Here is a 25,614-nt window from a genome sequence, read left to right on the forward strand (position 1 = left end):
GAGCCGTGATAAATAGCTGTAACCGCTGGGCATAGTGTTCGCACTATTGTGTAAGTTGGCAGTGTTCTCAGAAGCGCGGTCATTTATGGCCGAGTAGTTCACAGCGGCTGTGGTCATTTTAATCATGGCACTTGCTTTTTAATCAGTTTCTGCGTATATTGCATTAAGATAGATAGAAACGGAGGAACTCGGATGGCCTTCATGAAGCTAGATAATGGCGAATTATTAAAAAATATTCGGCGGTTTGCGAAAAAAAACGGCTTAACTTTAGCTGAGGTTGCGACGCTAGCTGGTCTAAGCGTCAGCGCGATATATAGTTGGAAGCAACATACGCCTTCAAAAGGGACTTTGAAAGAAGTTGCCCAAGTTCTCGGGACGAGCTATGCCAAGTTAGTGGGTAAAGGGTCGCGGAATGATCAAGTGACGGCAGTTGATTTAAAAAAGGTCATTGAAAATCAGAAAAATGAGTTTGAATATAATGGGCAACCGGTCTCACCAGCGCAACTTAAAATTATCCGAAATGTGTTAAAAACGATGTTTGAGCGGCGACAATCTTAATTTCTTCTTTAATTGCGACCAGATTAAGTGCAACCCGGGAATAGTTAGTGTAAAATTGTCATCAGTTATTCAAGTCATTTTCCAGTCGTCAAAAAGCTTTCGAAAATGCTTGACGTGTCTATTAGATTGAGGCACAATATCCTCAATCAGTCAACAAGTTGGGAGATGGCGCAGATGAAAAAAGTCACAAGTACCTTGGCAAAGAAAAATATCAACCAGCTGTTAACAATCGTTAACCAAGGCCATGATACGATCGAGGTTGAGAATCCTAATACGCAGGATTCGGCTGTGATGGTTAGTATGAAAGATTGGCTACAGATTGTCGCAACCTTAGCCAAACAAAATAATCATGATATGGAATTTAGCTAACGCATTGACTTGAAAATAAACCAACGAGCTTGGGGTTAACCCTAGGCTCGTTTTTGTGGCCTAAAAATCCCTTACACAGCAAGCCTTAAGTTGCCGGTGTAAGGGATTTTTGCATTAATCAGTTTGGCTTTCAGCAAACTTTGTTTTGATGTAGTCCGCTGAAACTTGTAGTTTTTGTAACTCTTCAGGAGTGAGGTCGAGCTGAACCTGTTCGACAATCCCGTTACGGCCGACAATGGCTGGATAGGAGAGGTAGACACCGTATTCGTCACGATAGTTAGAGACTGGTAATTCAGTTAGGGCATCGTTTAAAATAATATTGGTGAGGCGTACTGCGGCGGTCGCAACCCCATAACTCGTGTACTTCTTACCATGGAAGATGGTGAAGCCACCCCGACGAGCTTCCGTATCTAATTCCGCTAAATCCAACCCACGGTCAGCGGCTAGCGTTGTAATCGGTTGGTCGAAGACGCGAACCGTTGACCAAGCGGTAAATTGAGAGTTCCCGTGTTCACCTAAGTTATAACCAGTCACGGAGCGGGGATCCAAGTGGAGGCGGTCAGCGACGGCTCGTTTCATCCGTGCTGAGTCTAATAAAGTTCCCGTGCCAATCACGTGGGCTTTAGGTAGTCCAGTGACGGCTTGATAGATGGACGTGGTGACATCGACTGGATTCGTGATGGCAACAATGATGCCGTTAAACCCGCTGGCCTTAATCTTAGTAGCGACTGCTTTGACTTGTTGGCTGGTAAAAGGAAGCTCGGCGAAGCGGTCATCGGTTGGGTTATCTTGAAGCTTAATATTCCCTAGCGCAGAAATGATGACGTCGGCGTCTTTTAAGGCGGCGTAATCGTTAACAATGAGATTGGTGTGGGTCGGTAAGTTGGACATGGCATCCTTGAAATCCAAGGCATCTGCTTCAACTTTACCCGTATTAGGGTCAATCAGGACTAAATCATCGGCAAAACCGTTGGCAACGATGTAATGGGCAGCGGTCGAACCAACATGGCCCATTCCAATAATGGCAATTTTTCGTGACATATGAGTAACACTCCTTTTGATTTTTAACACTTCTTAACTAAACTACCATTATTCTCATTAAATATAAATACTTTTCGTGATAATGGAGTGGCATGGGTCCCACTAAAAGTAAAATTAGGTTATAATTAAAACCATTATTATGGGTTATTTTAAAGGAGGGGCAGCTTTGCTTAAGCGCCTAAGAGAGTCTTCACTAATGTTTTGGTCGCTCGAAATTTTGATTGTAGCGGCTTTGATTTGGGTTTGTACGAAACTTGGCTTTTTATTTCAGCCGATTGGCACTTTTTTGAATGTGGTTTTCATGCCCATTGTTATTTCGGGATTTTTATTTTATATGCTCAATCCGCTCGTGAAAATGTTAACCAAGGTCCATTATAAGCGGTTTCGAATTTCTCGAACGGGGGCAGTTACCATTGTCTTTGTGCTGCTAGTAGGGGTACTTGCTTATGGCGCCGTATCATTAATCCCGCGGCTGGTGACACAGGTCACACAGTTAATTTATAATTTGCCAAGTTTGACGACGGAGATTCAAAAGGCCGCCACTAAAATGATTAATAATAGTAGTATTTTGAAAAAAGTTGATTTGAGTGCTTATGTGAGTCAATTCAATGGCGAAATTAGTAAGTACGCGCAAAACTTTTTAGCCTCATTATCGACTAGTATCGTGACCGTCATTTCAACGATTACTAGTGTGACCATCATGGCAATCACGATTCCAGTCGTGTTGTTTTACATGCTAAAAGATGGCGAGAAGTTCATTCCGGCCATCAGTCGTTTTTTGCCACGGAAACAACGGCCGGAAATCGTCGGCCTCATCCAAAAAATGGGCGATACGATTTCTAGTTATATTGGTGGTCAAGTGATTGAATGTATCTTCGTTGGTACCTTTACTGCGATTGGCTACATGCTGATTTCACAACCATATGGCTTATTACTTGGGGTAGTCGCGGGGTTAGCGAATATCATTCCTTATCTGGGACCGTATATTGGGATTGCGCCATCGTTAATTGTTGCGTTTACGCAATCACCGATGCAAGTCGTCTATGTGGTGATTATTGTGGTCATCGTGCAACAAGTTGATGGGAACTTAATCTACCCGAACATTATTGGGCGGACCCTGAAAATTCATCCATTGACCATTATCATCCTCTTATTAGCGGCGGGCAATATTGCAGGGATTTTAGGGATGATTTTAGCGATTCCATTCTACGCAGTGGTACGGACAGTCGTTGTTTATCTGTTTAATATTGTCCAATTGCGAAATGCGGAAAACTTACGGATGCAGACCACCGTGTATCAACCACAACGAGCTAAAGCCACGCAACCGGCCACTAAAAAGACCAAAGCATAAATATCTGAATCTGTGATTAACCGATGGAATGGCTATGCTATAATGAATACTAACGATCAACATCCTGGCGATGTAGCAGGGAGTGAGTTTTTTGAAAAAAGTAATTACGTATGGCACCTTTGACCTATTGCATAAGGGTCATATTCGACTTTTAAAACGGGCTAAAGCGCTGGGTGACCATCTTACCGTTTGTGTTTCGACGGATGAGTTCAATGCGCAAAAAGGCAAACATGCGTATACCTCCTTTGAGGATCGCAAGTATATTTTAGAAGCCATTAAATACGTTGATGAAGTGATTCCAGAAACATCGTGGGATCAAAAAATTAGTGACGTGGTGGATCATCAGATTGATGTTTTTGTAATGGGGGACGATTGGGAAGGTAAGTTTGATTTCCTAAAGGATTACTGCGAAGTCGTTTATCTCCCGCGTACAGCGGGCATCTCAACCTCCAAAATCAAAAAAGATCTCGGTGTTCCAGATTGAACTGAATAGGTCACCAACTTAAGATCCAGTGTGGGTAGCATTGGATTTTTTTGGGGCAATCAGACCGATGACGAATTAAGTAAGTGAATAAAAGACAGTTTTTTTGAAAGGAATTTTTATGAATAAATCAGAATTAGCAGCGGCAGTTGACACCCGCCGGACGTTTGCAATTATCTCTCATCCGGATGCTGGGAAAACAACGATTACTGAACAGATGCTGTTGTTTGGGGGCGTTGTGCGCCAAGCTGGGACGGTTAAAGCCCGTAAAAGTGGCAGTTTTGCCAAATCTGACTGGATGGAAATCGAAAAGAAGCGGGGCATTTCTGTCACGAGTTCGGTGATGCAGTTTGATTACGATGGCAAACGCATCAATATTTTGGATACCCCTGGACATGAGGACTTTTCAGAAGATACTTATCGGACGTTAATGGCCGTTGATTCAGCGATCATGGTCATTGATTCAGCCAAAGGGATTGAACCACAAACGAAAAAACTCTTCCAAATTTGTAAAATGCGGGGGATTCCGATTTTTACCTTCATGAATAAGTTAGATCGCGATGGCCGTGAACCGTTAGACCTCTTAAATGAAGTCGAAGAAGTCTTGGGCATTGAAACGTATCCAATGAATTGGCCGATTGGGATGGGTAAAGGGTTAAAAGGCTTATACGACCGGTATAATCATCGGATTGAACTCTACCATAACGAAGCCCATGGGCGGACGTTCTTACCATTGAATGAAGCGGGCGAAGTCACGGTTGAAAATGACCTGACGAAGGATAGTATTTATCGAGATGTCTTGGATGAGATGGAACTTATTGAAGCCGCCGGTAATGAATTCGATGAACAAAAAATCGCTGATGGGGATATGACCCCCGTCTTCTTCGGATCGGCCTTAACTAACTTTGGGGTTGAAACCTTCTTGAAGACTTATTTAAAATATGCGCCGAAGCCAAATGTGCATAAGACACGCGCCGATACGATTATTAAGCCAACTGATGATGAATTTTCAGCATTTGTGTTCAAAATTCAGGCTAATATGAATCCTAATCACCGTGATCGGATTGCATTTGTTCGGATTTGTTCCGGTGAATTTGATCGTGGCATGGACGTCTTCTTACAACGAACCGGGAAGAAGATGCGGTTGAATAATTCGACACAATTCATGGCTGATACCCGTGAGACGGTTGAAACTGCGGTTGCGGGAGATATTGTCGGGTTATATGATACTGGGAATTTCCAAATTGGCGATACCATTTATGATGGTAAACAAGCGATTCAGTTTGAAAAGTTGCCACAATTTACACCGGAACTCTTTATGCGCGTCACTGCGAAGAACGTCATGAAACAAAAGTCCTTCCATAAAGGGATTGAACAGTTGGTTCAAGAAGGGGCTGTCCAATTGTATACCTCGTATTCAACGGGCGACTATGTGTTAGGGGCTGTTGGTCAACTTCAATTTGAAGTCTTCAAGTTCCGGATGCAAAATGAATATAATTCAGAAGTTGTCATGGAACCGATGGGGAATAAGACGGCACGCTGGATTGATCCGGCCCAACTAGATGAAAAGATGTCTAGTTCACGTAACTTACTTGTGAAGGATCAAGCTGGCGCCCCACTGTTCTTATTTGAAAATGCGTTTGCCGAACGTTGGTTCAGTGAGAAGTATCCAGACGTGAAGTTAACGGCTAAATTATAAATTAACGGCTTAAATGGGGATTACAGCAATTGATTGCGGTAAGCTCCGTTTTTATTTAGTTAAGCTTTTGGTTGGATAATGTTAAACTAGTTAAGATAACTTTTTTGATTACCATGATTGTAGGAGGCTATTTTTTTGAATATTTTGATTGCGCTCATCCCGGCATTAGGTTGGGGATTAAATCCATTGTTATTATCGAAGATTGGCGGGAAGCCTGCCAATCAAACGCTTGGAACTGGAATTGGGGCGGTGATCGTTGGGATTATTGTCCAACTCATCTTTCAACCCACGGTGTCAACGACCACTTTCTGGCTAAGTGCCTTGTCAGGGGCTTTTTGGGTGCTCGGTCAAATTGGCCAGTATACGTCGTATTCACGAATGGGTGTTAGTTCGACGATGCCAATTTCAACCGGACTTCAATTAGTCGGGACTTCCGTAATCGGGGTTTTGATGTTTGGCGAATGGTCAGGGGTGACAGCGAAGTTAGTTGGTTTTGCGGCGATTATTATTATGATTGTTGGGGTGGCCTTAACCGCGGTCACTGATAACTCAGATAGTCGGGCCGGGTTAGCCAGCGGATTAATGATCCTAGTGCCAACGACGATTGGTTATTGGATTTACAGTGCGTTACCAAAAGCAGTTTCGGCGTCTGGCGTCGCTATTTTCTTCCCGCAGATGGTCGGGATGTGTTTGGCCGCCGTCTTGTACGTGCTTTTGAGTCATCACGTGGTGGCATTTAAGCAACGGACCAGCTGGTTGAATGTGTTTGCCGGGTTAATCTTTGGGTTATCTGCTTTAGCGTATATCTTCTCAGCTAAAGCCAATGGTGTGGCAACGGCCTTTGTGATTACCCAGTTGAGTGTGGTTATTTCGACCTTAGGTGGCATGCTAGTGTTACATGAGACGAAATCACGGCGAGAATTACGGCTGACTATTATTGGGTTGGCTTTGATCGTAGTCGGCAGTGTGATGACGGCTTTCTTATAAAAAAATTTTTCGAGGCGTTTGGGCTAAAAACTCAAGCGGCTTTTTTTGTTGGCATAAATTAATTGTCTAAACAATGGTCATGACGTGAAAAAAACGGTGGACCTGAACTAAACTAGCCCTTGAGATGAGCTTTTTGATTTGGGGGATGCGGATGACAAAATGGCAGTGGCAAGTGGTACTCATTATTATTAGTAGTATTATTTTATTAATGCCGGCGCACGTGCGGGTGTTTTCGACGCCAGTGGTCGGGCAAGCGAGTAGGATCGTCGCGCCTGATTAAATCAGAGCACGGTTTGTTAACCAGCAATGATGATGAAAAAACGAGCTTGGGGGAAAAATCCTCAAGCTCGTTTGGCGTTATTAATAAATAAAATCAGCGGGATCTAAATCGGTTAAATAACGACCGGGTAAGTACCCACGGTCTTGAATCTGATACCACACCACGCCGTTGTCATCAACTAGGCGTTCAGTTAATGCGACCCGCTCACCGTGAGTGACCGTGGTTAGGTAACGCCCATAAGGTTCCAAATAAGTATGCACCTGCTTATTTGGAACAAAGCTGACGCGACCAGTTTGGCGAACTTGACGTTTATTGCGCGCCCGATAACTCACGGGGAGCTTTGGTAATAATTGTTGACTATTAGTTAATTGTAAATGACTTTCAGGAATCCACTGATTATCACCAATCATGTACCAAATCGTCTGATCAGTGAGTTGTACCCGCATATACGTTTTATAAATACTCCCAGGTTGTAACGCCGTTAAATAAGTAGTCGTCGTGGCTCCTGGGGTTGGCAAAACTGGGGTGGTCGTTTTTATTTGAATAAAGCCGGTGCTTAAATCGGTTTTAAGCCAAGTCTGATTGCGATAAAAAAAGAGCACGGTTTTTGAATGGGTCGTATATTCACCGTTCAAGTCCCCGACGGAGCGTAGTAGTTTAAAGCCAGCGACAGTGGGTGCCGTGACTTGGTAAGGCTGGCCTAATTTGCCCCGGGTCATGGTAGGGAGTCCAATGAGTTGACGTTGGTCAATATCATAGGCATAAACCCACACCGGTTGTCCGGCTTGGCGCTCATAGGTTAAAATGATTTGGGCTTGCGGTGCGGTGAACCACCGGGTTAGGCCAGCAATGTTGACGAGATGATAGCCAGCAATGGTAACTTCAGGCAGGTGAATCTCGGCGCCGACAAAACCGGCAATCATTTCAGTGGGTTGTAATTCATGACCAGCGGCATCCAAGTGATGGACTAGGATTAAGGCATCCGTGTGTTGGACAGCAGGTGTCGCAGCTTGGTCGCTAGCTGGGACTGTTGTGGTCGTTTCGGCAGCTGTCGCAGCGACCACTTTAGGTCCGGCGCCGACCGGATTATTGAGGTCGTGCAACATTGATTTTAAACGATCGAGAAAATGCACAAGACCACTCCTTTCATAAAAAAGTTTATTAAGTATAGTATAACGCAATCATTACCGTTCTGGCATGGTTTAAGTGAATTGTAAAAAGTGCGTCGTCAATCTCGTGTATACTAAGATCAAATAGGGGGAAGTTGGCAATGAATTTAAAACAGTTACGGTATTTTTTAGCAGTGGCTGAAGAGGGCCAGATGACAGCTGCCGCGAAGCGTTTGCACGTGGCACAACCACCCTTGAGCTATCAGATTAAACAACTAGAGTTGGAACTCGGTGTAGTCTTATTTAAGCGACTACCCCAAGGTGTTACGGTGACGGCGGCTGGGCAATTATTAGTTGGCTACGCCCAGCAGCTGACGCAGTTGTCGGCGACCGCTGAAAATAAGGTCCGGGCGTTGGCGCAGGGGATTACGGGCACTTTGAATTTAGGGACGGTCTCATCATCGGCGGGCGTCATGCCGAATCAGGCACTGTTGCAGTGGTTGAAACAACATCCAGATGTTCAGTTAGACTTAACCGAGGGGAATACATATGAATTATTAGATGATCTCCATAAACGACTGTTAGATGTCGCTATCTTGCGAACGCCGTTTAATCAGCAACACTTAGTTTGTCGCTATTTTCCGGCGGAACGAATGGTTGCGGTGTTGCCTCGCCGTTATTCGCAATTCGCACAGCGGCGGCAATTACGATTAAGCGACCTTGAGCAGTTACCCCTAATCAAATATCGGCGTTTTAATGAGCTATTTCATATGGCATTTTTGGAACAAGCGTTTGAACCAAGCTATGTGATGACTTGTGATGATGCACGGACAGCGATGCATTGGGCTGAACAACAGATTGGGGTGGCCCTAGTACCCCGTACTTTAGCCGAAACGTATGACGGTGGTCAAGTGATGATTCGCTCGTTAGCTGACCGGCGATTCGATACACAATTAGTCTTAGCGACAACCCCAGAGTCACTGGCAACGCCTATGGTGGCTGGTTTGCTGGCCCAATTCCCCCAAGCTCAAGCGCTAGACTGATTTTTTGAAATCGATATCTAATTTTTTAATGGCTATTCTGTCAGAAAAGCTGATTGATTAGGACTGTTGACGGTTACATCATCTTTTAAGCCCATCGTTTAATGAGCTTAGAAGATGGGGTAATTGCTTGATGTGACAAGGATTTGCTGATGTATTCTTAATCATTAGGTCGTCGTGAAATTAAATGGTACACTAACAATTGAAACTTAAAAGGTGAGGGTGACACACGTGACATATTCATTATTATTATTGTTGGGCGTCGGCTTATTAGCTGGCATTTTTGGTGCAATTCTAGGGATTGGTGGGGGCTTAATTATTACGCCGGTCCTGACGTTAGGGATGGGACTAGATATTAAATATGCGATTGGGGCCAGTATCATTGCCGTAATTGCGACTAGTTCAGGCGCGACAATTGCGTATTTAAAAGACGACATGTTGAATTTAAGAGTGGCCATGTTCTTAGAGATTGCAACCACCGTGGGGGCAGTTTTGGGGGCCGTGTTGACGGGCCTTGTTCATGCGAACTTTCTTTATTTCTTATTTGGCGCACTATTAGTTTTCACAACTTACAATATGATTCGCAAGTTGCTCAGTAAAGCCAGCGATGCACAGAATGTGCAAGCGGATCAGTTAGCGACGAAGCTCAATTTAAATGGGACTTACTATGATAAGGCGCTTAAAGAACAAGTTGATTATCAAGTTCAAAACGTTCCGGGCGGATTTACCATGATGTTTGGTGCCGGCTTTGCGAGTGGGTTATTAGGTATCGGTAGTGGGGCCTTCAAGGTGTTAGCTATGGATACGATTATGCATATGCCGCTCAAGCCATCATCCGCGACGTCCAACTTAATGATGGGCGTTACTGCAGCGGCCAGTGCGATGGTTTACTTCTTTAATGGGTCAATTAAACCTGGAATTGCGGCGCCGTTAGCGATTGGCATCTTAGTCGGGGCCTTAATTGGAACCCGGATTATGGAGCATTTAAAACCACGTTTAATTCGGATGATTTTCGTACCGGTCATGCTTTACTTAGGCATCCAAATGATTGCTAAAGGATTTGGGGTGACCATCTAATGATTCAAAAAAACAGTAAAGCGGCTGAGATGCGGCAAGTCGAACGACTAATTGGCCGTATCTTACGTATTGGGGTCATTGTTTCGGCGTTAGTGATTGGTCTGGGCCTTATTTTGATGGTGATGCGCGGTAATGGTGGCTATCCCAATGGGATTCAACCGACCGGATTCCGAACTATTTTTAATGGTGTCATGGCTTTAAAACCCTATGCAGTTATTATGTTGGGCCTATTTTTACTGATTTTAACGCCTACCTTGCGGGTAGTGGTGTCAATCTATGCCTTTGCGATCGAAAAGGATCACCTCTACGTTTGGATTACGACGTTAGTCTTAGTCATTTTAATCATTGCGTCAGTCATCGGTTATTTAGGGCATTAAATTTAATATAATAAGAGAACGCTGATAATTATTGTCGGCGTTCTCTTTTGTTTTGGCTTTTTAGTTGTTTTAACCAAGTCTTTTAACGGCTTTTTAGAGGGTATTTAAGTGATTTTGACTTATTTATTAAAAAAATTGGCAAATTATTTTACCGCGGATAGTAAAAAAACAAATCAAATTAAAAAGCTGATATTAAGGCGTTTGTAAGCGCAAAAAATGATTTTTAAATGCTGGTAATTCAAATTAACTAAGTGAATTATGACGAAATGATGATAAAAATTAGAGTTTAGCATTGATTTTAATTTATTTATAATATACAATTACTTTAACTTTTCGAGGGAAAAGCACACACACGACATTAAAAGTCAGAGGGGTTGGGGTTTTATGAATTTAAAGACAGCTGCTAAAGTAACTGTCGTTGCCGGGGCATCCTTGTTGTTCTTGGCAGCGTGCGGTTCAAAGAGTAACTCATCATCAACATCAAGTAAGCAGACCGCGACGATCACTGAATCGGCCGAATTGCCAACGATGGATTTATCAAAATCAACTGATGTGGTTAGTTCCAACATGTTGAATAACACCAATGAAGGGTTATACCGGTTGGGCAAAGATAGCAAGATCACACCTGGGATTGCTAAATCAACGACCGTTTCCAAAGATGGTAAAACATATACGTTCACGTTACGAAAGAACGCCAAATGGAGCAATGGCGAAAAAGTTACTGCCAAAGATTTCGTTTATGGTTGGCAACGAACTGTTAATCCAAAAACTGCGTCACAATACGCATACTTATATTCAGGCATCAAGAATGCTGACCAAATCGTGGCCGGCAAAAAACCTGTTTCAACCTTGGGGATTAAAGCGGACGGCGATTACAAGTTAACTGTTACGTTGGATAAGCCAATCTCATACTTCAAGAAATTAATGGGCTTTGTTAACTTCTTCCCACAAAATGAAAAAGCCGTTAAGCAATATGGGTCTAAGTATGGGACGACGAGTTCAGCAATGGTCTACAACGGTCCTTACAAGATGACTGGTTGGAAAGGGACTAACTTAACTTGGACCTTGCAAAAGAACAAGGATTACTGGGATGCTAAGAACGTTAAGATGAGCAGCCTGAAGTTCCAAGTTGTTAAGGATGCTTCAACTGGTTTGAACTTGTTCAACTCAAACAAGGTTGATGATATTACCCTTTCTGGGACCCAAGTTAAGAGCTACAAGAACAACAAGAACTTTATTGCCCGTAAGAGTGCGTCAACCTTCTATGTTGAATTCAACCAAAACGATAGCAATAAAGCGTTAGCTAAGGCCTTCAAGAATAAGAAGATTCGTCAAGCCTTATCAATGGCAATCAGCCGGAAACAATTCGTCAATGATGTCTTGGCTGATGGCTCAACCGCTGCTAAGGGTTATGTGTCATCTGATTTAGCTAAGAGTCCAACCAATAAGAAAGACTTTGCGGATGATGCCTACGTTGCTAGTGGTGTTGAATACAACATGACGAAGGCCCGTAAGTTACTTAATGAAGGGCTTAAAGAAGTCGGGGAATCTAGCTTAAACATTAAATTACTTTCTGATGATACTGATGGTGGTAAGAAGTCGACTGAGTACTTACAAGGTCAATGGCAGAAGCTTTCATCTAAGATCAAGGTTACTAACCAAAACGTCCCATTCAAGACACGTTTACAACGGTCACAAAATGGCGACTTTGATACGGTAATTTCTGCATGGAATGCCGACTTTACTGATCCAATCTCATTCTTGTCACTCTTCACTTCTGACAACTCATACAACAATGGTCGCTACAACAGTGCTGCCTACGATACAGCGGTTAACAATGCTGAAGGCAAAGATGCTAACGATACCACGACCCGTTGGAATGACATGGTCACTGCTGAAAAGCAATTAATGACGGATCAAGGGATTGCACCAATCTATCAAAAGACGGAAGCGCACTTGATGCGGACCAATTTGAAGGGCATCATCTACAATACCGCGGGTTCACAATATAACTACAAGTACATGTACGTTAAGTAGAACCAAAAGAGATTGTCAGTAGTGTGTGTGCTTTAACTTAACGAATGTGAAACGAAAGGGGTAAGGATTGACACATCATTGTTAATCCTTACCATTTTGTTTTATAATCAAACATGTCATTATTTTTTAAGGCTAATTTAATAGAATGCGAGGAATTTTAATGAGAAAGTATCTCTTAAAGCGGATATTTTACTTGTTCCTGACATTATTCATTGTGGCTACGGCCACGTTCTTCCTGATGAAGCTAATGCCCGGAACGCCGCTACAAAATGAAGCCAAGTTGACTGCTAGTGAAAAAGCGTCGATTTTAGCGCAATATGGATTAGATAAACCGGTCTGGTTACAATATCTGGTTTATATTGGCGGTATCTTTAAAGGTAGTCTCGGGTTATCCTTCCAATTTAGCGATCAAGCCGTTAGTTACTTGATTGGTAGTCGGATGGGGCCTTCCATGCAACTTGGTGGGCAAGCCATGGTCGTTGGGGTTGTCTTTGGGATTATCCTTGGTGCCATTGGCGCCATTCGGAAAGATACTTGGGCAGACCGTTTGGCGACGGTGGTGTCAATCTTAGGGATTGCGGTACCAAGTTTCGTTTTGGCGATTCTATTGCAATACTATCTTGGCTTGAAGCTCAGTTTGTTCCCAGTTGCTGGGTGGGAGGGCTTTGCGTATACCGTCTTGCCAACCTTAGCGTTAGCGGCCAGTCCGTTAGCCGAAACTGCCCGTTTCATTCGAACCGACATGGTGGATGTTTTGAGCTCAGATTATATTGAGTTAGCCAAGGCGAAAGGCCTGTCGAAGTTCGGGATTGTTTACCATCATGCGTTGCGGAACAGTTTGATTCCAATGGTGACCTTGATTGGACCACTCGCCGCCGCTTTGATGACGGGGTCGATGGTTGTTGAAAACATCTTCTCAGTTCCTGGGATTGGGGAACAATTTGTCAAATCAATCCTGGTCAATGACTACCCAACGATCATGGGTGTGACGATCTTCTATTCTGCTTTACTTTGCTTGTTATTATTATTGACTGATATCGTCTACGGCATCATTGATCCGCGGATTCGTTTAAGTGGAAATGGGGACTAGTTCATGGCAGATAATGTAAATGATGTTGAAATTAAGCCCGGAGCTTTTGAACCATTAGATAAGCAGGCCGGGCCCGATAATGAAAAAATTGCCGCACCTTCCTTAACTTTCGGTCAAGATGTTTGGCGGCGGCTTAAGTCGAATAAAACGGCTTTTACCAGTTTTATCGTCTTAATTTTACTTTTCTTGATGGCCTTTGCTGGGCAAACGGTCTATCATCACAATCCAAATGATCAATCACCGAAGTATGCGAACTTACCACCGAAGATTCCGGGTGTCGGTATTCATGGCTTGAATGGGCATATTACCCAATCGGGTGAAGATGTGGATGCTTATAAGCAAGCCGGTGCGAGTTCCAACGTTCATTACCTCTTAGGGACCGACTATTTAGGTCGTGACTTATTGGCACGGATTATGTATGGGACCCGAGTTTCATTAGAAATTGCTTTAATTGCGACGCTGATTGATTTGACCATTGGGGTCGGATTCGGGATATTCTCCGGTTGGCGTGGTGGGCGCGTGGATTTGTTTATGCAACGTATTATTGAAATCCTCTCGTCCATTCCCGCGCTAGTTGTGATGGTTTTGATGGCGACCGCTTTCCAAAAAACCGGGATGGCCTCAATCATTGCAGCGTTGGCTTTAATTAACTGGACCACGATGGCCCGCCTAACGCGAGCGCAGACGTTACAATTGAAAAACCAAGATTTTATTTTGGCAGCGCGAACGTTGGGTGAGTCTTCAACCAAGATTGCTTGGAAGCACTTGTTGCCAAACCTATCAAGTATCATCATTATCCAAACGATGTTCACGATTCCAAATGCGATCTTCTTTGAAGCGTTCTTGAGTTATATTGGGATTGGGATTAGTTCACCACAAGCGTCATTAGGGACTTTGATCTCCGATGGGCAAAAGAACTTCCAATTCTTACCATACCAAATGTGGTATCCAGCAATTGTCTTGATTGTCTTGATGCTGGCCTTTAACTTATTAGGCGATGGTATGCGGGATGCATTTGATCCGAAATCGAAACGATAGGGGTGTGGCAACAACATGGAAAATCCTGAAAATGTCATTGAAGTTCGTCATTTAAAAATTGATTTCCACACCTATGCAGGTGAGGTTAAAGCGATTCGTGATGTCAGCTTTGATTTACGTAAAGGTGAAACATTAGCCATCGTTGGTGAATCCGGTTCTGGTAAGTCAGTTACCACCCGGTCATTAATGGGGTTACTAGCACCAAATGCCGAAGTAAAAGGCGGCAGTATTATGTTTCACGGCGAAGATATTATTAAAAAGTCTGAAAAAGAAATGCAACATATTCGTGGTAAAGATATCGCGATGATTTTCCAAGATCCAATGACGTCATTGGACCCAACGATGCGGATTGGGATGCAAATTGCAGAACCGCTAATGAAGCATAAAGGGTTGAAGAAAAAAGAAGCCATTGCGCAAGCTTTGGAAATGTTAAAGTTAGTCGGGATTACCAATCCAGAAGGTCGGATTAATGATTATCCGTATCAATTTTCCGGTGGGATGCGGCAACGGATTGTGATTGCTATCGCATTAGTTTGTTACCCCGAAGTCTTGATTGCTGATGAACCAACGACGGCTTTAGATGTTACCATTCAAGCGCAAATCTTGGATTTGATGAAAGATTTACAAAATCGAATTGATACGTCAATTATTTTCATCACCCATGATTTAGGGGTAGTTGCTGGGATGGCGGACCGCGTGGCAGTCATGTATGCCGGCAAGATTGTGGAATATGGGACGGTTGATGAAATCTTCTTCAATCCGCAACATCCTTATACTTGGGGCTTGTTGAACTCGATGCCAACGTTGGATACGGACAGTGGCTCGTTACAAGCGATTCCTGGGACACCACCAGATTTATTGGAACCACCTGTGGGTGATGCCTTTGCGGCCCGGAGTGACTATGCGATGAAGATTGATACGGAACAAGAACCACCGTTCTTCAAAGTATCTGATACGCATTATGCGGCGACGTGGTTATTGCATCCCGATGCACCTAAAGTAACGCCACCAGCTGAAATTGTGCGGCGGCAAAAGAAATTTGCGACGATGCAACGACCAGAACCACCGATTAAAAAAGCAACGAAGGAGTAATCATGATGCCAGATGAACGTAAAAAAATTCTAGAAGTCCATCATTTAAAGCAATATTTTAATGTTGGCAAAAAAGACGAAGTTCGGGCGGTTGATGACGTCTCCTTTGATATTTATGAAGGCGAAACGTTCGGGTTGGTTGGTGAATCTGGTTCCGGTAAGACCACCACTGGTCGTTCTATCATCCACTTATATGAACCAACTGATGGTCAGATTCTCTTTGATGGTCAAGATGTTTCTAAGTTGCATACTAAGGCGGAAAAGCATGCTTTTCGGCGTAACATGCAGATGATTTTCCAAGATCCATATGCCTCCTTGAATCCTCGGATGAAGGTCAAAGATATCGTAGCCGAAGGGATAGATATTCATGGCCTGGCTAAAGATGATGCTGATCGGACGAAACAAGTAGAAGATTTGTTGGAAACCGTGGGCTTAAATAAGGACCATTCGAGCCGTTACCCACATGAATTCTCTGGTGGTCAACGACAACGAATCGGGATTGCCCGGGCTTTAGCGGTTGAACCGAAATTTATCATTGCGGATGAACCAATCTCGGCCTTAGACGTGTCGATCCAAGCCCAAGTGGTTAACTTGATGAAAGAACTACAAGTGAAGCATAATTTGACTTACTTGTTTATTGCCCATGATTTATCCATGGTTAAATATATCAGTGATCGTATTGGGGTGATGCATTACGGGAAGATTCTCGAAATCGGTCCCGCGGATGAAGTCTATACCCATCCGTTACATGCCTATACCAAAAGCTTGATTTCAGCTGTTCCGGTGCCAGATCCTGAATTTGAACGGAATCGGAAGCAAGTGCCATATGATGATTCCCGTGAAATGGATGATAAAAAGCGGCGGATGGTCGAAATTGCGCCAGGACACTTTGTTCGGGCCAGTGAAGATGAAATTCCAATGTATACTGAACGGGCGATTAAAGCCGGTTTAGTGACTTCTGATTAGGGTGTGACTTTTCAAAAACCGTTGAGCAAATTAGCTCAGCGGTTTTTTTGTGAGGATGATTTATTTTTTGTATAACTTGTTTTTTTGAATAGCTGATGGGATGGATTGGCAGAGCGGGGTATAATGAATTATTGGAAACCAGTTTCAAAAAGGAGTGAGTTAGATTATGTCTAGATTGACGGAGAAAGATTTAACACCCAGCTATGATTTAAAACGGATTTTACTTGGTAATGATGAAAACGGAAATTATGATGAGAATGAGCCTATAAAAAATATACTAATGGCAAAAGATAAAAAATATTATCTAGATACACCTGACAAAAAAGGTGTATCTAGTGATTATTGTGGTGGTAACCGTGGTGATGTGGAAAACTATAAAGTGGTAGACGGTGCATTTAAAGAATTAACAGATAATAAGGCTACTACCCACAAGGATATACTACACTCATTTTGGATGACATATAAAATCCTAATGCAAATAGAAAAACCAGAGTTGTTTAGACCCTTAGGTAGTTTGGAGGACGGAAAAGCTTTAAAAAAACCATTGAAAGATGAACTTCCAGCTTTAGATAAAGGTTATCCGCCATTTTACTCTGTTAAATATTTAACTATGGATGAAAAATATATAACTTACTTCAAGAATTATTTTTCAACGTATTTACCAGATTCGCTTCCTGACAAATATACATGGATCGACTTCTTGCTCTACAATAATGATGTGTTTGACAAAGAAGTGTATTGTAAGTATCCTGATTTGAAAGAATTTGCAAAGTTAACGCATAGTATCGCAAATATTATTGTTGTTCCTAAGGGGTTTAATGAGAGCAGGGGTGGTTATGATTATGGTGATTTTGCCTTGAATAGGTTAAAGGACTTTTTAGCATCATTTGATGCTTGGAATAAGTATGTTGAAACATTCCAGTTGCAATCTTTTTTAGATAAAGATTACATGCCTACTTCATTATGGGATGGTCATTTAGCTACTGATGAAAGCTTGTTTGTTCAAAATCCAGCGGAAATTAGGTGTTTTTTGCAGACGACGGTTAACTCTATTCAAGCAAGAGCAGCTGCTTTAAGCGAGTTAACTATTTTCAAACATTAGCTTTTAAATATTATATTAACGATAAGCATATCCTTTGAAATGTAGTGTTGGTTTTAGTATAGTAAATGACAAGCAAGTGATGTTACTAGCCAACTAGGAGGGCACCTCATGAAGAAATTACTGATGTTTATTGTTTTAGTGTTAGGTGGTAGTGGGGTTTATTGGCTGTTTCGCAATAAGGAACGACTGGAAGCTCAAGCTCATGGCTTGGACGACGAGCTTTTAGGTAAAGCGGAACAAGTTAAAGTTAGCCTGAATGGGGATACCAAAACTAAATTGCGTGGTAATTGGCGTGAAGGGCGCGGCCATGTCAAACAGCAATTGAGTCGTTGGCAAGCGGCGCAGCAGTAATGTCAGCTACGGTTAACATCTTTTTGTGATGTTAACCGTATTTTTTTGCCGCCTAATTAATGACGAATCGCGGTATAATAAAACCTACTAGTTATCAGAAAGTTGAGATTATAATGGCAAAAAAACAATTTTATGCGGTTCGCGCCGGTTATAAAACAGGGATTTATCAGACTTGGGCGGCGTGTCAGCAGCAGATTAATGGCTATAGTGGTGCTCAATATAAAGGATTTATGACTCGTACGGAAGCCGAAGCGTATCTGCACGGTCAAGCAAGGCCAACTAAGTCAGGTCAAACGGTTAGAACCAGTCCAAAAGTGAGTGCGGCTAAAGAAAGTGAGATTACTGTTTATACGGATGGCGGTAATCGAAATACTGGGAATGTCCAGGGGGGCCAAGTGCGGTCGACCGACAAATCAGCTTGGGCGTATCAGATTCAAACTGCCGATGAGCAATTAACGGGAACCGGTGGCGAGTGGGGGGCCACAAATAACCGGATGGAAATCATGGCTTTGTTACAGGCACTTGATCGGTTAACTAAGTTAAATAAAACGACTGCAACAATTTTAGTGATTATGGACTCAAAATACGTCTTGGATGCCATTCAAAAGGGGTGGTTAACAAGTTGGCGGCAACACGGCTGGCGGCGAGCTAAAGGTGAACTGATTAACGCCGAACTTTGGCAGGCCCTTTATCAGCAGTTACAGCCCTTTAAGCACTTGGACTTTAAATGGGTTAAGGGACATGCCAATACTAGTGGCAATAATGCCGTCGATCAGTTATTGAACACGACGATGGACCAAATGAAAGCGGGACAACCGATTCCAGTTCAAAATGCGACGGCCAAGTTAGCCCCAACGCGCCCTCTAACCATGAGCAGGGGGATTTACTTGCAAAGAAGGCCTCACAAGCAACGACTAAGTCGGCAGCGGCATCGCTGCCAGTTAATGACCAACAAAAACAACAGTCAGTAGCTGCAATGACAACCATTGTCGACAATTGGAAAGCGGAACAAACTAAAAAGTAAGGTGTGCGTCGTAATTATCACCGCAACAAAAAACGCGCCATTGGCCTTAACGGCTAATGACGCGTTTTTAACTAGCTTATTTAGTGGCTTTGGGTTCTTCCGCCGCCAATGTAATCTTACCATCTTCAACTTTGGCAACCATGTTTTTAACATCGCTGTGATCCAAGTAGAAGTCGGCAATCCGATCTTCAATCTGTTCTTGAATAACACGCCGTAATGGCCGTGCGCCCATTTGGGGGTTGTAGCCAAGATTGACTAGCTTTTCTTGCACTGGTTCAGTAACGTGGACATGTAAGTCCTGGTTGGCAAGCATGCCGTTGACATCATCAATCATCAAAGCTACAATCTTCATCAAGTTTTCCTTGGAAAGGGCATTGAATTGGATAATATCATCAAACCGGTTTAAGAATTCTGGCTTGAAGTATTGAGTTAAGCGGTCAATAATATCATGCGTCTTGCCTTGAGCAGCGGCACCGAAACCAACATTAGCTTCAGCATCGCCAGTCCCAGCGTTTGACGTCATAATGATAATGGTATCTTTGAAGCTGACCGTACGACCTTGTGAATCGGTCAAACGGCCATCATCTAAGATTTGTAAGAACATGTGCATGACATCCGGATGGGCTTTTTCAATTTCATCTAATAAAATCAAGCTATACGGATGACGCCGAACTTGTTCGGTTAATTGGCCGGCTTCTTCATAGCCAACATAGCCAGGTGGTGACCCGATCAGCTTCGCCACTGAATGGGGTTCCATATACTCACTCATGTCAAAGCGAATCATCGCATCCGCTGAACCAAAGAGTTCATTAGCAAGCTGTTTGGCTAGTTCAGTCTTACCAACCCCAGTAGGGCCGACAAACATGAAGGAGCCAATTGGCCGACCAGTGCCGTTCAAGCCGATTCGATTACGGCGAATAGCGCGAGAAACGGCTTCAACTGCTGGATTTTGACCAATTACGTTGGCCTCCAAATCAGCCGCTAAGGTCTTCATTTGAGCTTGTTCCTTCGCTTGTAGTTCGCCAACTGGAATATCGGTCTTTTCTTCGACGATTTGTTGCATATCAGCCACGGTGACTACTGCTGCATCAGCACTGTCAGCCTTAGCATTAGCGTCTGGTTTGGCCTTTTCTAACTTGGCCACTTGATCACGATAATAAGCTGCTTTTTCGTAATCTTCCTTTTTCAAGGCGTCTTGCTTTTGCTTTTCAGCGGCATCGATCTTTTCTTGAATGGTTTGAGGATCAACCGTCTTCAAGGTTAAGTTCTTACGTGAGCCAGCTTCATCGAGCAAGTCAATCGCTTTATCCGGTAAGAAACGATCTTGAATATACCGGTTAGATAGCTTGACCGCCGCAACGATTGCATCAGCGTTATAGGTCACGTGATGGTAGTCTTCATATTTCTTTTGAATCCCTTGTAAAATCTTGATGGATTCATCGACACTGGGTTCATCAACCGTTACTGGTTGGAACCGCCGGGCGAGGGCCGCATCTTTTTCGATGTCGCGGTATTCGTTTAAAGTCGTGGCCCCAACTAATTGGAAGTCACCACGGGCTAATGCTGGCTTCAAAACGTTACCGGCGTCCATGCCACCTTCAGCGTTACCGGCGCCCATAATTTCGTGGATTTCATCAATGAAAAGCACGATATTCGGATTAGCCTGAACCTCTTTCATGAGTTGTTGCATCCGTTGTTCAAATTGGCCCCGAATACCGGTGCCTTGAACGAGTGATGCCACGTCTAACCGAATAATTTCTTTATTTAATAGTTTTTGGGGAACTTGTCCTGAAACAATCTTCTGTGCGAGGCCTTCGACGACCGCCGTCTTACCAACCCCAGCTTCACCGATTAAGACCGGGTTGTTCTTTGTCCGCCGGTTTAAAATCTCAATGACGCGGTTGATTTCGTTATCCCGACCGATGACTGGATCGACTTTGCCTTGCTTGGCTTGTTCCGTCAAGTTGTAGCCGTATTGGCCGAGGAGGCCGCCGCCGTTATTGTTACCACGACGGTTACCACCATTAGTTGGCCCAGCTGGCTGCGTCGGCTGTTGCCGACTCGTCGTATCATCGGGGGTGACGCCACCGCCTTGCATTGCGCGGAAAATGTCGTCAAGACCGCCAAAACCAAATGGATCTTGTGCCATATCAGTACCTCCAACTCCGTTATTTGGATGCTGTTCCTGATTCTTTAGTAGTTGATAGCAATTCTGACAAAGATTAATTTGTCGCCGCTGACCGTTGACGTTCGTATATAAATGAATCGTCGCTTCGTTCTTATGGCAGTTGTCACAAAGCATTTTGCTGTCACACCTTTCATATCAGAAATATAACTAAATTTAGGTTCAATTTAGCTAAAGGTTCAAAAGCTGTTTGACCTTTGCTGACCTTTGACTATTAGTATAATGATTTTTAACCGTGATGCAACTCAAAAGTCTTGACGAGCAAGACCGGCTTGCAACCAGGCTTCGTAAGACTAATCAAGTCACTGCGCCAATCAATTTAATTATTTCTGAAGTCTTTTTACGTCCTAGTCAAAAGGCTTGTCATTCACAGAAATCAGTTGTATATTAAACTTCTGATTAGACGAGCCGTTGAACTAGCAACCTAATTATATTATAGTACAAACCGTTAGTTTTGCATGGCAAAAGCCCGTGTTAGGCTAGTCTAAGGCAGATAAATTGATCCCGATAACCGGGCTTGTAGAAGGGGGTAACTTAGTGGCACCAGATTTTGAACAGTTAATGGAAGACTTGCGGACGGGAAAACGAGAAAATTTTAGCGTTGATCCGGACGACTTTATGGCGTTTCATGATGCTTATATGGGTTATGAATATCGCAAACGAATCATTGGTATGGCGGAATTAGACGGCCATATTGTTTACCACTTTGACAAGGATGGTAAGGCTACCAATTAATCGCAATTGAATGAATGAAAGGGCTTGTATTTCAATTGGATAATTGCTATCATCAATACTAAGGGCTCTAGAGCAAATGTGTTGGCGGCAACTCGGTTTGACTCAGAACCAATTTAAATTTTACATCTTTGAAGGAGATCGAATAACTATGGAAAAGAAAGAATTTCACGTAATCGCAGATACAGGTATCCACGCACGTCCAGCTACTTTATTGGTACAATCAGCAAGTAAGTTCAACTCAGAAGTTACGTTGCAATATCAAGACAAGTCAGTTAACTTGAAGTCTATCATGGGTGTAATGTCACTCGGTGTTGGTAAAGATGCAGATGTTACGATTTCTGCTGAAGGTGCTGACGAAGCTGACGCAATTGCAGCTTTAACTGATACGATGAAGAAAGAAGGCTTATCTGAATAATGGCTGAAAAGGTACTAAAAGGAATTGCTGCCAGTGATGGGATTGCAATTGCTAAGGCCTATATGCTAGTTGATCCAGATTTGTCATTCGAAAAAACGACGGTTTCCGACTTTGATGCCGAAATCCAACGGTTACATGACGCTTTTGATGCTGCTAAAGCTGAGTTAAAAGTCATTAAGGACAAAGCAACTCAGAATTTAGGTGCCGAAGAAGCGGAAGTTTTTGAAGCTCATATCACAATTTTATCTGACCCCGAAATGTTAAGTCAAATTGAAGGTAAGATTAAGGATGATAAAGTCAATGCTGAAGAAGCTTTGAAGGAAGTTACTGATACTTTCATCGCCATGTTTGAAGCAATGACGGACAACGCATATATGCAAGAACGAGCTGGCGACATTCGCGATGTAACTAAGCGCGTGATGAGTCACTTGTTAGGGGTTACCCTACCAAGTCCTGCCTTAATCGATTCTGAAGTTATCGTAATTGCCCATGATTTAACGCCTAGTGACACGGCCCAACTTGATCGTAAGTTTGTCAAAGGGTTCATCACCGATATTGGTGGTCGGACAAGTCACTCTGCGATTATGTCACGGACGCTTGAAATTCCAGCCGTAGTAGGTTCTGAAACTGCAACGACTGAAATTAAAGCCGATACGACGGTTATCCTTGATGGGATTAACGGGGAAGCTTTAGTCGCCCCAACCGATGCTGAAATCAGTGACTATCAACAAAAAGCCAAAGATTTCGCTGCGCAAAAGGTTGAATGGGAGAAGCTTAAGAATGAAGCGACCGTTTCAAAAGACGGTAAGCATTTTGAATTAGCTTCTAACATTGGGACGCCAGACGATATGGATGGTGTCTTGGAAGCTGGTTCTGAAGCAGTTGGCTTATTCCGATCAGAATTCTTGTACATGAACAGTGCGGAACTACCTGATGAAGATACGCAATTCGAAGCCTACAAGAAGGTTGTTGAAGGCATGCAAGGCAAGCCAGTGATTGTGCGGACCATGGATATCGGGGGCGACAAGCATTTACCATACTTGCCACTACCAGACGAAATGAACCCATTCTTGGGCTATCGGGCGATCCGGATTTCACTTGATCGTGACGATATCTTCCGGACACAATTACGGGCATTACTACGGGCTTCACACTATGGTCAATTACGGATTATGTTCCCAATGATTGCTACCTTAGATGAATTCCGTCAAGCTAAAGCCATCTTTGAGGATGAAAAGGCGAAATTAGTTGCTGCCGGGACACCAGTTGCTGATGATATCAAGCTTGGTATCATGATTGAAATCCCTGCTGCTGCTATTTTAGCTGACCAATTTGCTAAAGAAGTTGACTTCTTTAGTATTGGGACCAACGACTTGATTCAATATTCCTTTGCTGCTGATCGTGGTAATGAACGCGTTTCATACTTGTATCAACCATACAACCCATCGTTGTTACGGTTAATCAAGCATGTTATTGACGCAGCCCATGCCAATGGTCGGATTGCTGGGATGTGTGGTGAAGTTGCTGGGGACCAAATCGCGGTGCCATTATTAATGGGCTTAGGTTTGGATGAATTCTCAATGAGTTCAACTTCAGTGCTGAAGACGCGTTCATTGATGAAACGCATTGATACGACTGAAATGGCTAAATTAGCTGATAAGGCCGTTAATGAATGTGTTACCAATGAAGAAGTTAAAGCATTAGTTGAAAAGAACGTTTTTAATAAATAGGCGCTTCTTTAAACGGGTGGATCATCATGATCCATCTTTTTTTATACATAAATAGGGTTTGTCATTTTTTTGTGAGCAGTCACGATTAGCCTAAAATTAGGCCAGCCAGTGCTGGAATCCACAGGGAACTCTTAATTTATCTTAAGATTATTTGCAACTCTGATACTGAACCAATATAATTGTTATAATTAATTATTAAAAGTGATCGAGAATGCTCAATCAAATGGACTTAAGGGCTGATTGAAGCAACGAAGACTAATTGGTTTTTTCAATTAGTTCTCGGAAATAAAGGGAGAATCTACGTGAATATCGGGATATTTACAGATACATACTATCCACAAGTTAGTGGGGTAGCAACGTCGATCAAGGTGCTGCGCAATCAACTTGAGCGGGCTGGTCATCAAGTGTATATCTTTACGACCACGGATCCCCATGTTGATAAGACTATCTATGAACGCAATATTTTTCGGTTTACCAGTATTCCGTTTGTGTCCTTTACGGATCGGCGGATTGCTGTCCGTGGGTTATTCAAGGCCTATCAAGTTGCGAAAGATTTAGGTTTAGATATTGTGCATACCCAAACTGAATTTTCGATGGGCATGATTGGTAAGTTCGTCGCGAAACAGTTAAAGGTGCCCTGTATTCATACCTACCATACGATGTATGAGGACTATTTACACTATATTGCTAACGGTAAATTATTGAAGCCTTACCACGTTAAAGAAGCGACACGGGCTTATTGTTACCATTTGAATGGCATTGTGGCGCCCAGTCAACGGGTAGCGAATACATTAAAAAAATATGGTGTGAAAACACCGAGTCGGATTATTCCGACCGGGATTGATATTAATCAATATGAACAGGCGCCAACTGCTGATTATCGGCAAAAATTAGGCTATGCAGCGACAACACCGGTGCTATTATCGTTAAGTCGATTAGCCTATGAGAAGAATATCCATGAAGTCATTGCGGCCTTGCCAGCAGTATTGGAGCAAGTACCAGCGACACAACTGGTGATTGTCGGTGACGGGCCAGCGCGTGAAACGTTGGAAAACCAAGTTAAGGCTGCCAATCTGAGCGAACATGTGCAATTTACTGGTGAGATTGATAATGATGAAGTTTATAACTACTATCAAATGGCTGATTTATTTGTGGCGGCCTCTAATTCGGAGTCACAAGGGTTAACTTATATCGAAGCCATGGCGGCAGGGCTTAAAATGGTGGTTGCTAGCAGCCCGTATACGGATCAATTGTTAGATGATCCTTCATTAGGGACAACGTTTACTAGTGCGTCAACCCTAGTTCGTGACGTGGTTCGATATTTACAGCACCCGCATGCATTTGATGATCCAAAACCACGCCAAAAAAAGCTCTATCAGATTTCAGCCGAGTATTTTGGCAAGCAAGTAATTAATTACTATCAAGATGTTCAGTTGACCTATTCAGAATCAGCAGGGAAGTCAGCCGATATCAGTGACTAA

The 25,614-nt window shown here is 43.1% G+C and carries 25 protein-coding genes; 22 read left to right on the forward strand and 3 right to left on the reverse strand.

The window, feature by feature from the left end:
* Positions 1-192: 192 nt before the first annotated feature.
* Together C5Z26_RS00710 and C5Z26_RS00715 are read left to right on the forward strand one after the other, a co-directional pair.
* Entirely contained in the window at positions 193-558 is a 366-nt protein-coding gene (locus C5Z26_RS00710; RefSeq protein ID WP_105448142.1) for a helix-turn-helix domain-containing protein, read from the forward strand.
* 174 nt (positions 559-732) lie between these two features.
* Complete coding sequence (locus C5Z26_RS00715) at positions 733-927, forward strand: type II toxin-antitoxin system Phd/YefM family antitoxin (protein ID WP_105448143.1); 195 nt, start codon at positions 733-735, stop codon at positions 925-927.
* Positions 928-1,041: 114 nt separating this feature from the next.
* Here the strand turns inward: C5Z26_RS00715 and C5Z26_RS00720 are convergent, their stop codons facing one another.
* Positions 1,042-1,968 (reverse strand): L-lactate dehydrogenase, encoded by a 927-nt coding sequence (locus C5Z26_RS00720; RefSeq protein ID WP_105448144.1) that lies wholly within the window; start codon positions 1,966-1,968, stop codon positions 1,042-1,044.
* Positions 1,969-2,134: 166 nt separating this feature from the next.
* Between C5Z26_RS00720 and C5Z26_RS00725 the strand changes: the two genes are divergently transcribed.
* The 5 genes from C5Z26_RS00725 (at position 2,135) to C5Z26_RS12680 (ending at position 6,766) form a co-directional block, all read left to right on the forward strand.
* Positions 2,135-3,319: an AI-2E family transporter gene (locus tag C5Z26_RS00725; RefSeq protein ID WP_105448145.1), complete on the forward strand. Its 1,185-nt coding sequence runs from the start codon at positions 2,135-2,137 to the stop codon at positions 3,317-3,319.
* Positions 3,320-3,410: 91 nt separating this feature from the next.
* On the forward strand, positions 3,411-3,803 hold the full coding sequence (tagD, locus tag C5Z26_RS00730; RefSeq protein ID WP_105448146.1) for a glycerol-3-phosphate cytidylyltransferase: 393 nt from the start codon (positions 3,411-3,413) through the stop codon (positions 3,801-3,803).
* A 118-nt stretch (positions 3,804-3,921) separates the two neighbouring features.
* Positions 3,922-5,499, forward strand: coding sequence for a peptide chain release factor 3 (locus C5Z26_RS00735; protein ID WP_105448147.1), 1,578 nt, complete (start codon positions 3,922-3,924; stop codon positions 5,497-5,499).
* Positions 5,500-5,634: 135 nt separating this feature from the next.
* Positions 5,635-6,486, forward strand: coding sequence for a GRP family sugar transporter (locus C5Z26_RS00740; protein WP_105448148.1), 852 nt, complete (start codon positions 5,635-5,637; stop codon positions 6,484-6,486).
* Positions 6,487-6,637: 151 nt separating this feature from the next.
* Entirely contained in the window at positions 6,638-6,766 is a 129-nt protein-coding gene (locus C5Z26_RS12680) for a hypothetical protein (RefSeq protein ID WP_255414936.1), read from the forward strand.
* Positions 6,767-6,846: 80 nt separating this feature from the next.
* Here the strand turns inward: C5Z26_RS12680 and C5Z26_RS00745 are convergent, their stop codons facing one another.
* Positions 6,847-7,899, reverse strand: a complete 1,053-nt coding sequence (locus C5Z26_RS00745; RefSeq protein WP_105448149.1) for a MucBP domain-containing protein — start codon at positions 7,897-7,899, stop codon at positions 6,847-6,849.
* A gap of 137 nt (positions 7,900-8,036) precedes the next feature.
* On the opposite strand from C5Z26_RS00745, the gene C5Z26_RS00750 reads away from it, so the two are divergent.
* The 11 genes from C5Z26_RS00750 to C5Z26_RS00800 all read left to right on the forward strand — a co-directional run bounded on the left by C5Z26_RS00750 (position 8,037) and on the right by C5Z26_RS00800 (position 19,015).
* Positions 8,037-8,918, forward strand: coding sequence for a LysR family transcriptional regulator (locus C5Z26_RS00750; RefSeq protein WP_105448150.1), 882 nt, complete (start codon positions 8,037-8,039; stop codon positions 8,916-8,918).
* 228 nt (positions 8,919-9,146) lie between these two features.
* Positions 9,147-9,992: a sulfite exporter TauE/SafE family protein gene (locus tag C5Z26_RS00755; protein WP_105448151.1), complete on the forward strand. Its 846-nt coding sequence runs from the start codon at positions 9,147-9,149 to the stop codon at positions 9,990-9,992.
* Positions 9,992-10,369, forward strand: coding sequence for a DUF1634 domain-containing protein (locus C5Z26_RS00760; RefSeq protein ID WP_105448152.1), 378 nt, complete (start codon positions 9,992-9,994; stop codon positions 10,367-10,369). The genes C5Z26_RS00755 and C5Z26_RS00760 overlap by 1 nt, the downstream gene beginning before the upstream one ends.
* Positions 10,370-10,753: 384 nt before the next feature.
* Positions 10,754-12,406: a peptide ABC transporter substrate-binding protein gene (locus tag C5Z26_RS00765; RefSeq protein WP_105448153.1), complete on the forward strand. Its 1,653-nt coding sequence runs from the start codon at positions 10,754-10,756 to the stop codon at positions 12,404-12,406.
* Between the two features lie 160 nt (positions 12,407-12,566).
* A complete protein-coding gene (gene opp3b, locus C5Z26_RS00770) occupies positions 12,567-13,496 on the forward strand; it encodes an oligopeptide ABC transporter permease (RefSeq protein WP_105448154.1) in 930 nt (309 codons plus the stop codon).
* Positions 13,497-13,499: 3 nt separating this feature from the next.
* Positions 13,500-14,534: an ABC transporter permease gene (locus tag C5Z26_RS00775; protein ID WP_105448155.1), complete on the forward strand. Its 1,035-nt coding sequence runs from the start codon at positions 13,500-13,502 to the stop codon at positions 14,532-14,534.
* Positions 14,535-14,549: 15 nt separating this feature from the next.
* Positions 14,550-15,626: an ABC transporter ATP-binding protein gene (locus tag C5Z26_RS00780; RefSeq protein ID WP_105448156.1), complete on the forward strand. Its 1,077-nt coding sequence runs from the start codon at positions 14,550-14,552 to the stop codon at positions 15,624-15,626.
* A gap of 5 nt (positions 15,627-15,631) precedes the next feature.
* Complete coding sequence (locus C5Z26_RS00785; protein ID WP_105448157.1) at positions 15,632-16,591, forward strand: ABC transporter ATP-binding protein; 960 nt, start codon at positions 15,632-15,634, stop codon at positions 16,589-16,591.
* Between the two features lie 166 nt (positions 16,592-16,757).
* A complete protein-coding gene (locus C5Z26_RS00790) occupies positions 16,758-17,693 on the forward strand; it encodes a hypothetical protein (RefSeq protein ID WP_105448158.1) in 936 nt (311 codons plus the stop codon).
* Positions 17,694-17,801: 108 nt separating this feature from the next.
* Positions 17,802-18,044, forward strand: a complete 243-nt coding sequence (locus C5Z26_RS00795; protein WP_105448159.1) for a CsbD family protein — start codon at positions 17,802-17,804, stop codon at positions 18,042-18,044.
* Positions 18,045-18,157: 113 nt separating this feature from the next.
* On the forward strand, positions 18,158-19,015 hold the full coding sequence (locus C5Z26_RS00800; RefSeq protein WP_105448160.1) for a ribonuclease H family protein: 858 nt from the start codon (positions 18,158-18,160) through the stop codon (positions 19,013-19,015).
* A 129-nt stretch (positions 19,016-19,144) separates the two neighbouring features.
* Here C5Z26_RS00800 and C5Z26_RS00805 read toward each other — a convergent pair whose 3' ends face one another.
* On the reverse strand, positions 19,145-21,370 hold the full coding sequence (locus tag C5Z26_RS00805; protein WP_105448161.1) for an ATP-dependent Clp protease ATP-binding subunit: 2,226 nt from the start codon (positions 21,368-21,370) through the stop codon (positions 19,145-19,147).
* A gap of 420 nt (positions 21,371-21,790) precedes the next feature.
* Here C5Z26_RS00805 and C5Z26_RS00810 point away from each other — a divergent pair, with 420 nt between their 5' ends.
* From C5Z26_RS00810 to C5Z26_RS00825, 4 genes are all read left to right on the forward strand, one after another.
* A complete protein-coding gene (locus tag C5Z26_RS00810; protein WP_105448162.1) occupies positions 21,791-21,988 on the forward strand; it encodes a protein YkzS in 198 nt (65 codons plus the stop codon).
* 148 nt (positions 21,989-22,136) lie between these two features.
* Entirely contained in the window at positions 22,137-22,403 is a 267-nt protein-coding gene (locus C5Z26_RS00815) for a phosphocarrier protein HPr (RefSeq protein ID WP_105448163.1), read from the forward strand.
* Positions 22,403-24,133, forward strand: a complete 1,731-nt coding sequence (ptsP, locus tag C5Z26_RS00820) for a phosphoenolpyruvate--protein phosphotransferase (protein ID WP_105448164.1) — start codon at positions 22,403-22,405, stop codon at positions 24,131-24,133. Before C5Z26_RS00815 ends, ptsP begins: the two co-directional genes overlap by 1 nt.
* Before the next feature lie 302 nt (positions 24,134-24,435).
* Positions 24,436-25,614: a glycosyltransferase family 4 protein gene (locus C5Z26_RS00825; protein ID WP_105448165.1), complete on the forward strand. Its 1,179-nt coding sequence runs from the start codon at positions 24,436-24,438 to the stop codon at positions 25,612-25,614.

The sequence above is a fragment of the Lactobacillus sp. CBA3606 genome, from assembly GCF_002970935.1.
Lineage (GTDB): Bacteria > Bacillota > Bacilli > Lactobacillales > Lactobacillaceae > Lactiplantibacillus.

Coding starts and splice junctions, on each gene's coding strand:
- C5Z26_RS00710 (WP_105448142.1), top strand. CDS start 193: ATGGCCTTCATGAAGCTAGATAATGGCGAATTATTAAAAAATATTCGG.
- C5Z26_RS00715 (WP_105448143.1), top strand. CDS start 733: ATGAAAAAAGTCACAAGTACCTTGGCAAAGAAAAATATCAACCAGCTG.
- C5Z26_RS00720 (WP_105448144.1), bottom strand. CDS start 1,968: ATGTCACGAAAAATTGCCATTATTGGAATGGGCCATGTTGGTTCGACC.
- C5Z26_RS00735 (WP_105448147.1), top strand. CDS start 3,922: ATGAATAAATCAGAATTAGCAGCGGCAGTTGACACCCGCCGGACGTTT.
- C5Z26_RS12680 (WP_255414936.1), top strand. CDS start 6,638: ATGACAAAATGGCAGTGGCAAGTGGTACTCATTATTATTAGTAGTATT.
- C5Z26_RS00750 (WP_105448150.1), top strand. CDS start 8,037: ATGAATTTAAAACAGTTACGGTATTTTTTAGCAGTGGCTGAAGAGGGC.
- C5Z26_RS00760 (WP_105448152.1), top strand. CDS start 9,992: ATGATTCAAAAAAACAGTAAAGCGGCTGAGATGCGGCAAGTCGAACGA.
- C5Z26_RS00765 (WP_105448153.1), top strand. CDS start 10,754: ATGAATTTAAAGACAGCTGCTAAAGTAACTGTCGTTGCCGGGGCATCC.
- opp3b (WP_105448154.1), top strand. CDS start 12,567: ATGAGAAAGTATCTCTTAAAGCGGATATTTTACTTGTTCCTGACATTA.
- C5Z26_RS00775 (WP_105448155.1), top strand. CDS start 13,500: ATGGCAGATAATGTAAATGATGTTGAAATTAAGCCCGGAGCTTTTGAA.
- C5Z26_RS00780 (WP_105448156.1), top strand. CDS start 14,550: ATGGAAAATCCTGAAAATGTCATTGAAGTTCGTCATTTAAAAATTGAT.
- C5Z26_RS00785 (WP_105448157.1), top strand. CDS start 15,632: ATGCCAGATGAACGTAAAAAAATTCTAGAAGTCCATCATTTAAAGCAA.
- C5Z26_RS00790 (WP_105448158.1), top strand. CDS start 16,758: ATGTCTAGATTGACGGAGAAAGATTTAACACCCAGCTATGATTTAAAA.
- C5Z26_RS00795 (WP_105448159.1), top strand. CDS start 17,802: ATGAAGAAATTACTGATGTTTATTGTTTTAGTGTTAGGTGGTAGTGGG.
- C5Z26_RS00800 (WP_105448160.1), top strand. CDS start 18,158: ATGGCAAAAAAACAATTTTATGCGGTTCGCGCCGGTTATAAAACAGGG.
- C5Z26_RS00805 (WP_105448161.1), bottom strand. CDS start 21,370: ATGCTTTGTGACAACTGCCATAAGAACGAAGCGACGATTCATTTATAT.
- C5Z26_RS00815 (WP_105448163.1), top strand. CDS start 22,137: ATGGAAAAGAAAGAATTTCACGTAATCGCAGATACAGGTATCCACGCA.
- ptsP (WP_105448164.1), top strand. CDS start 22,403: ATGGCTGAAAAGGTACTAAAAGGAATTGCTGCCAGTGATGGGATTGCA.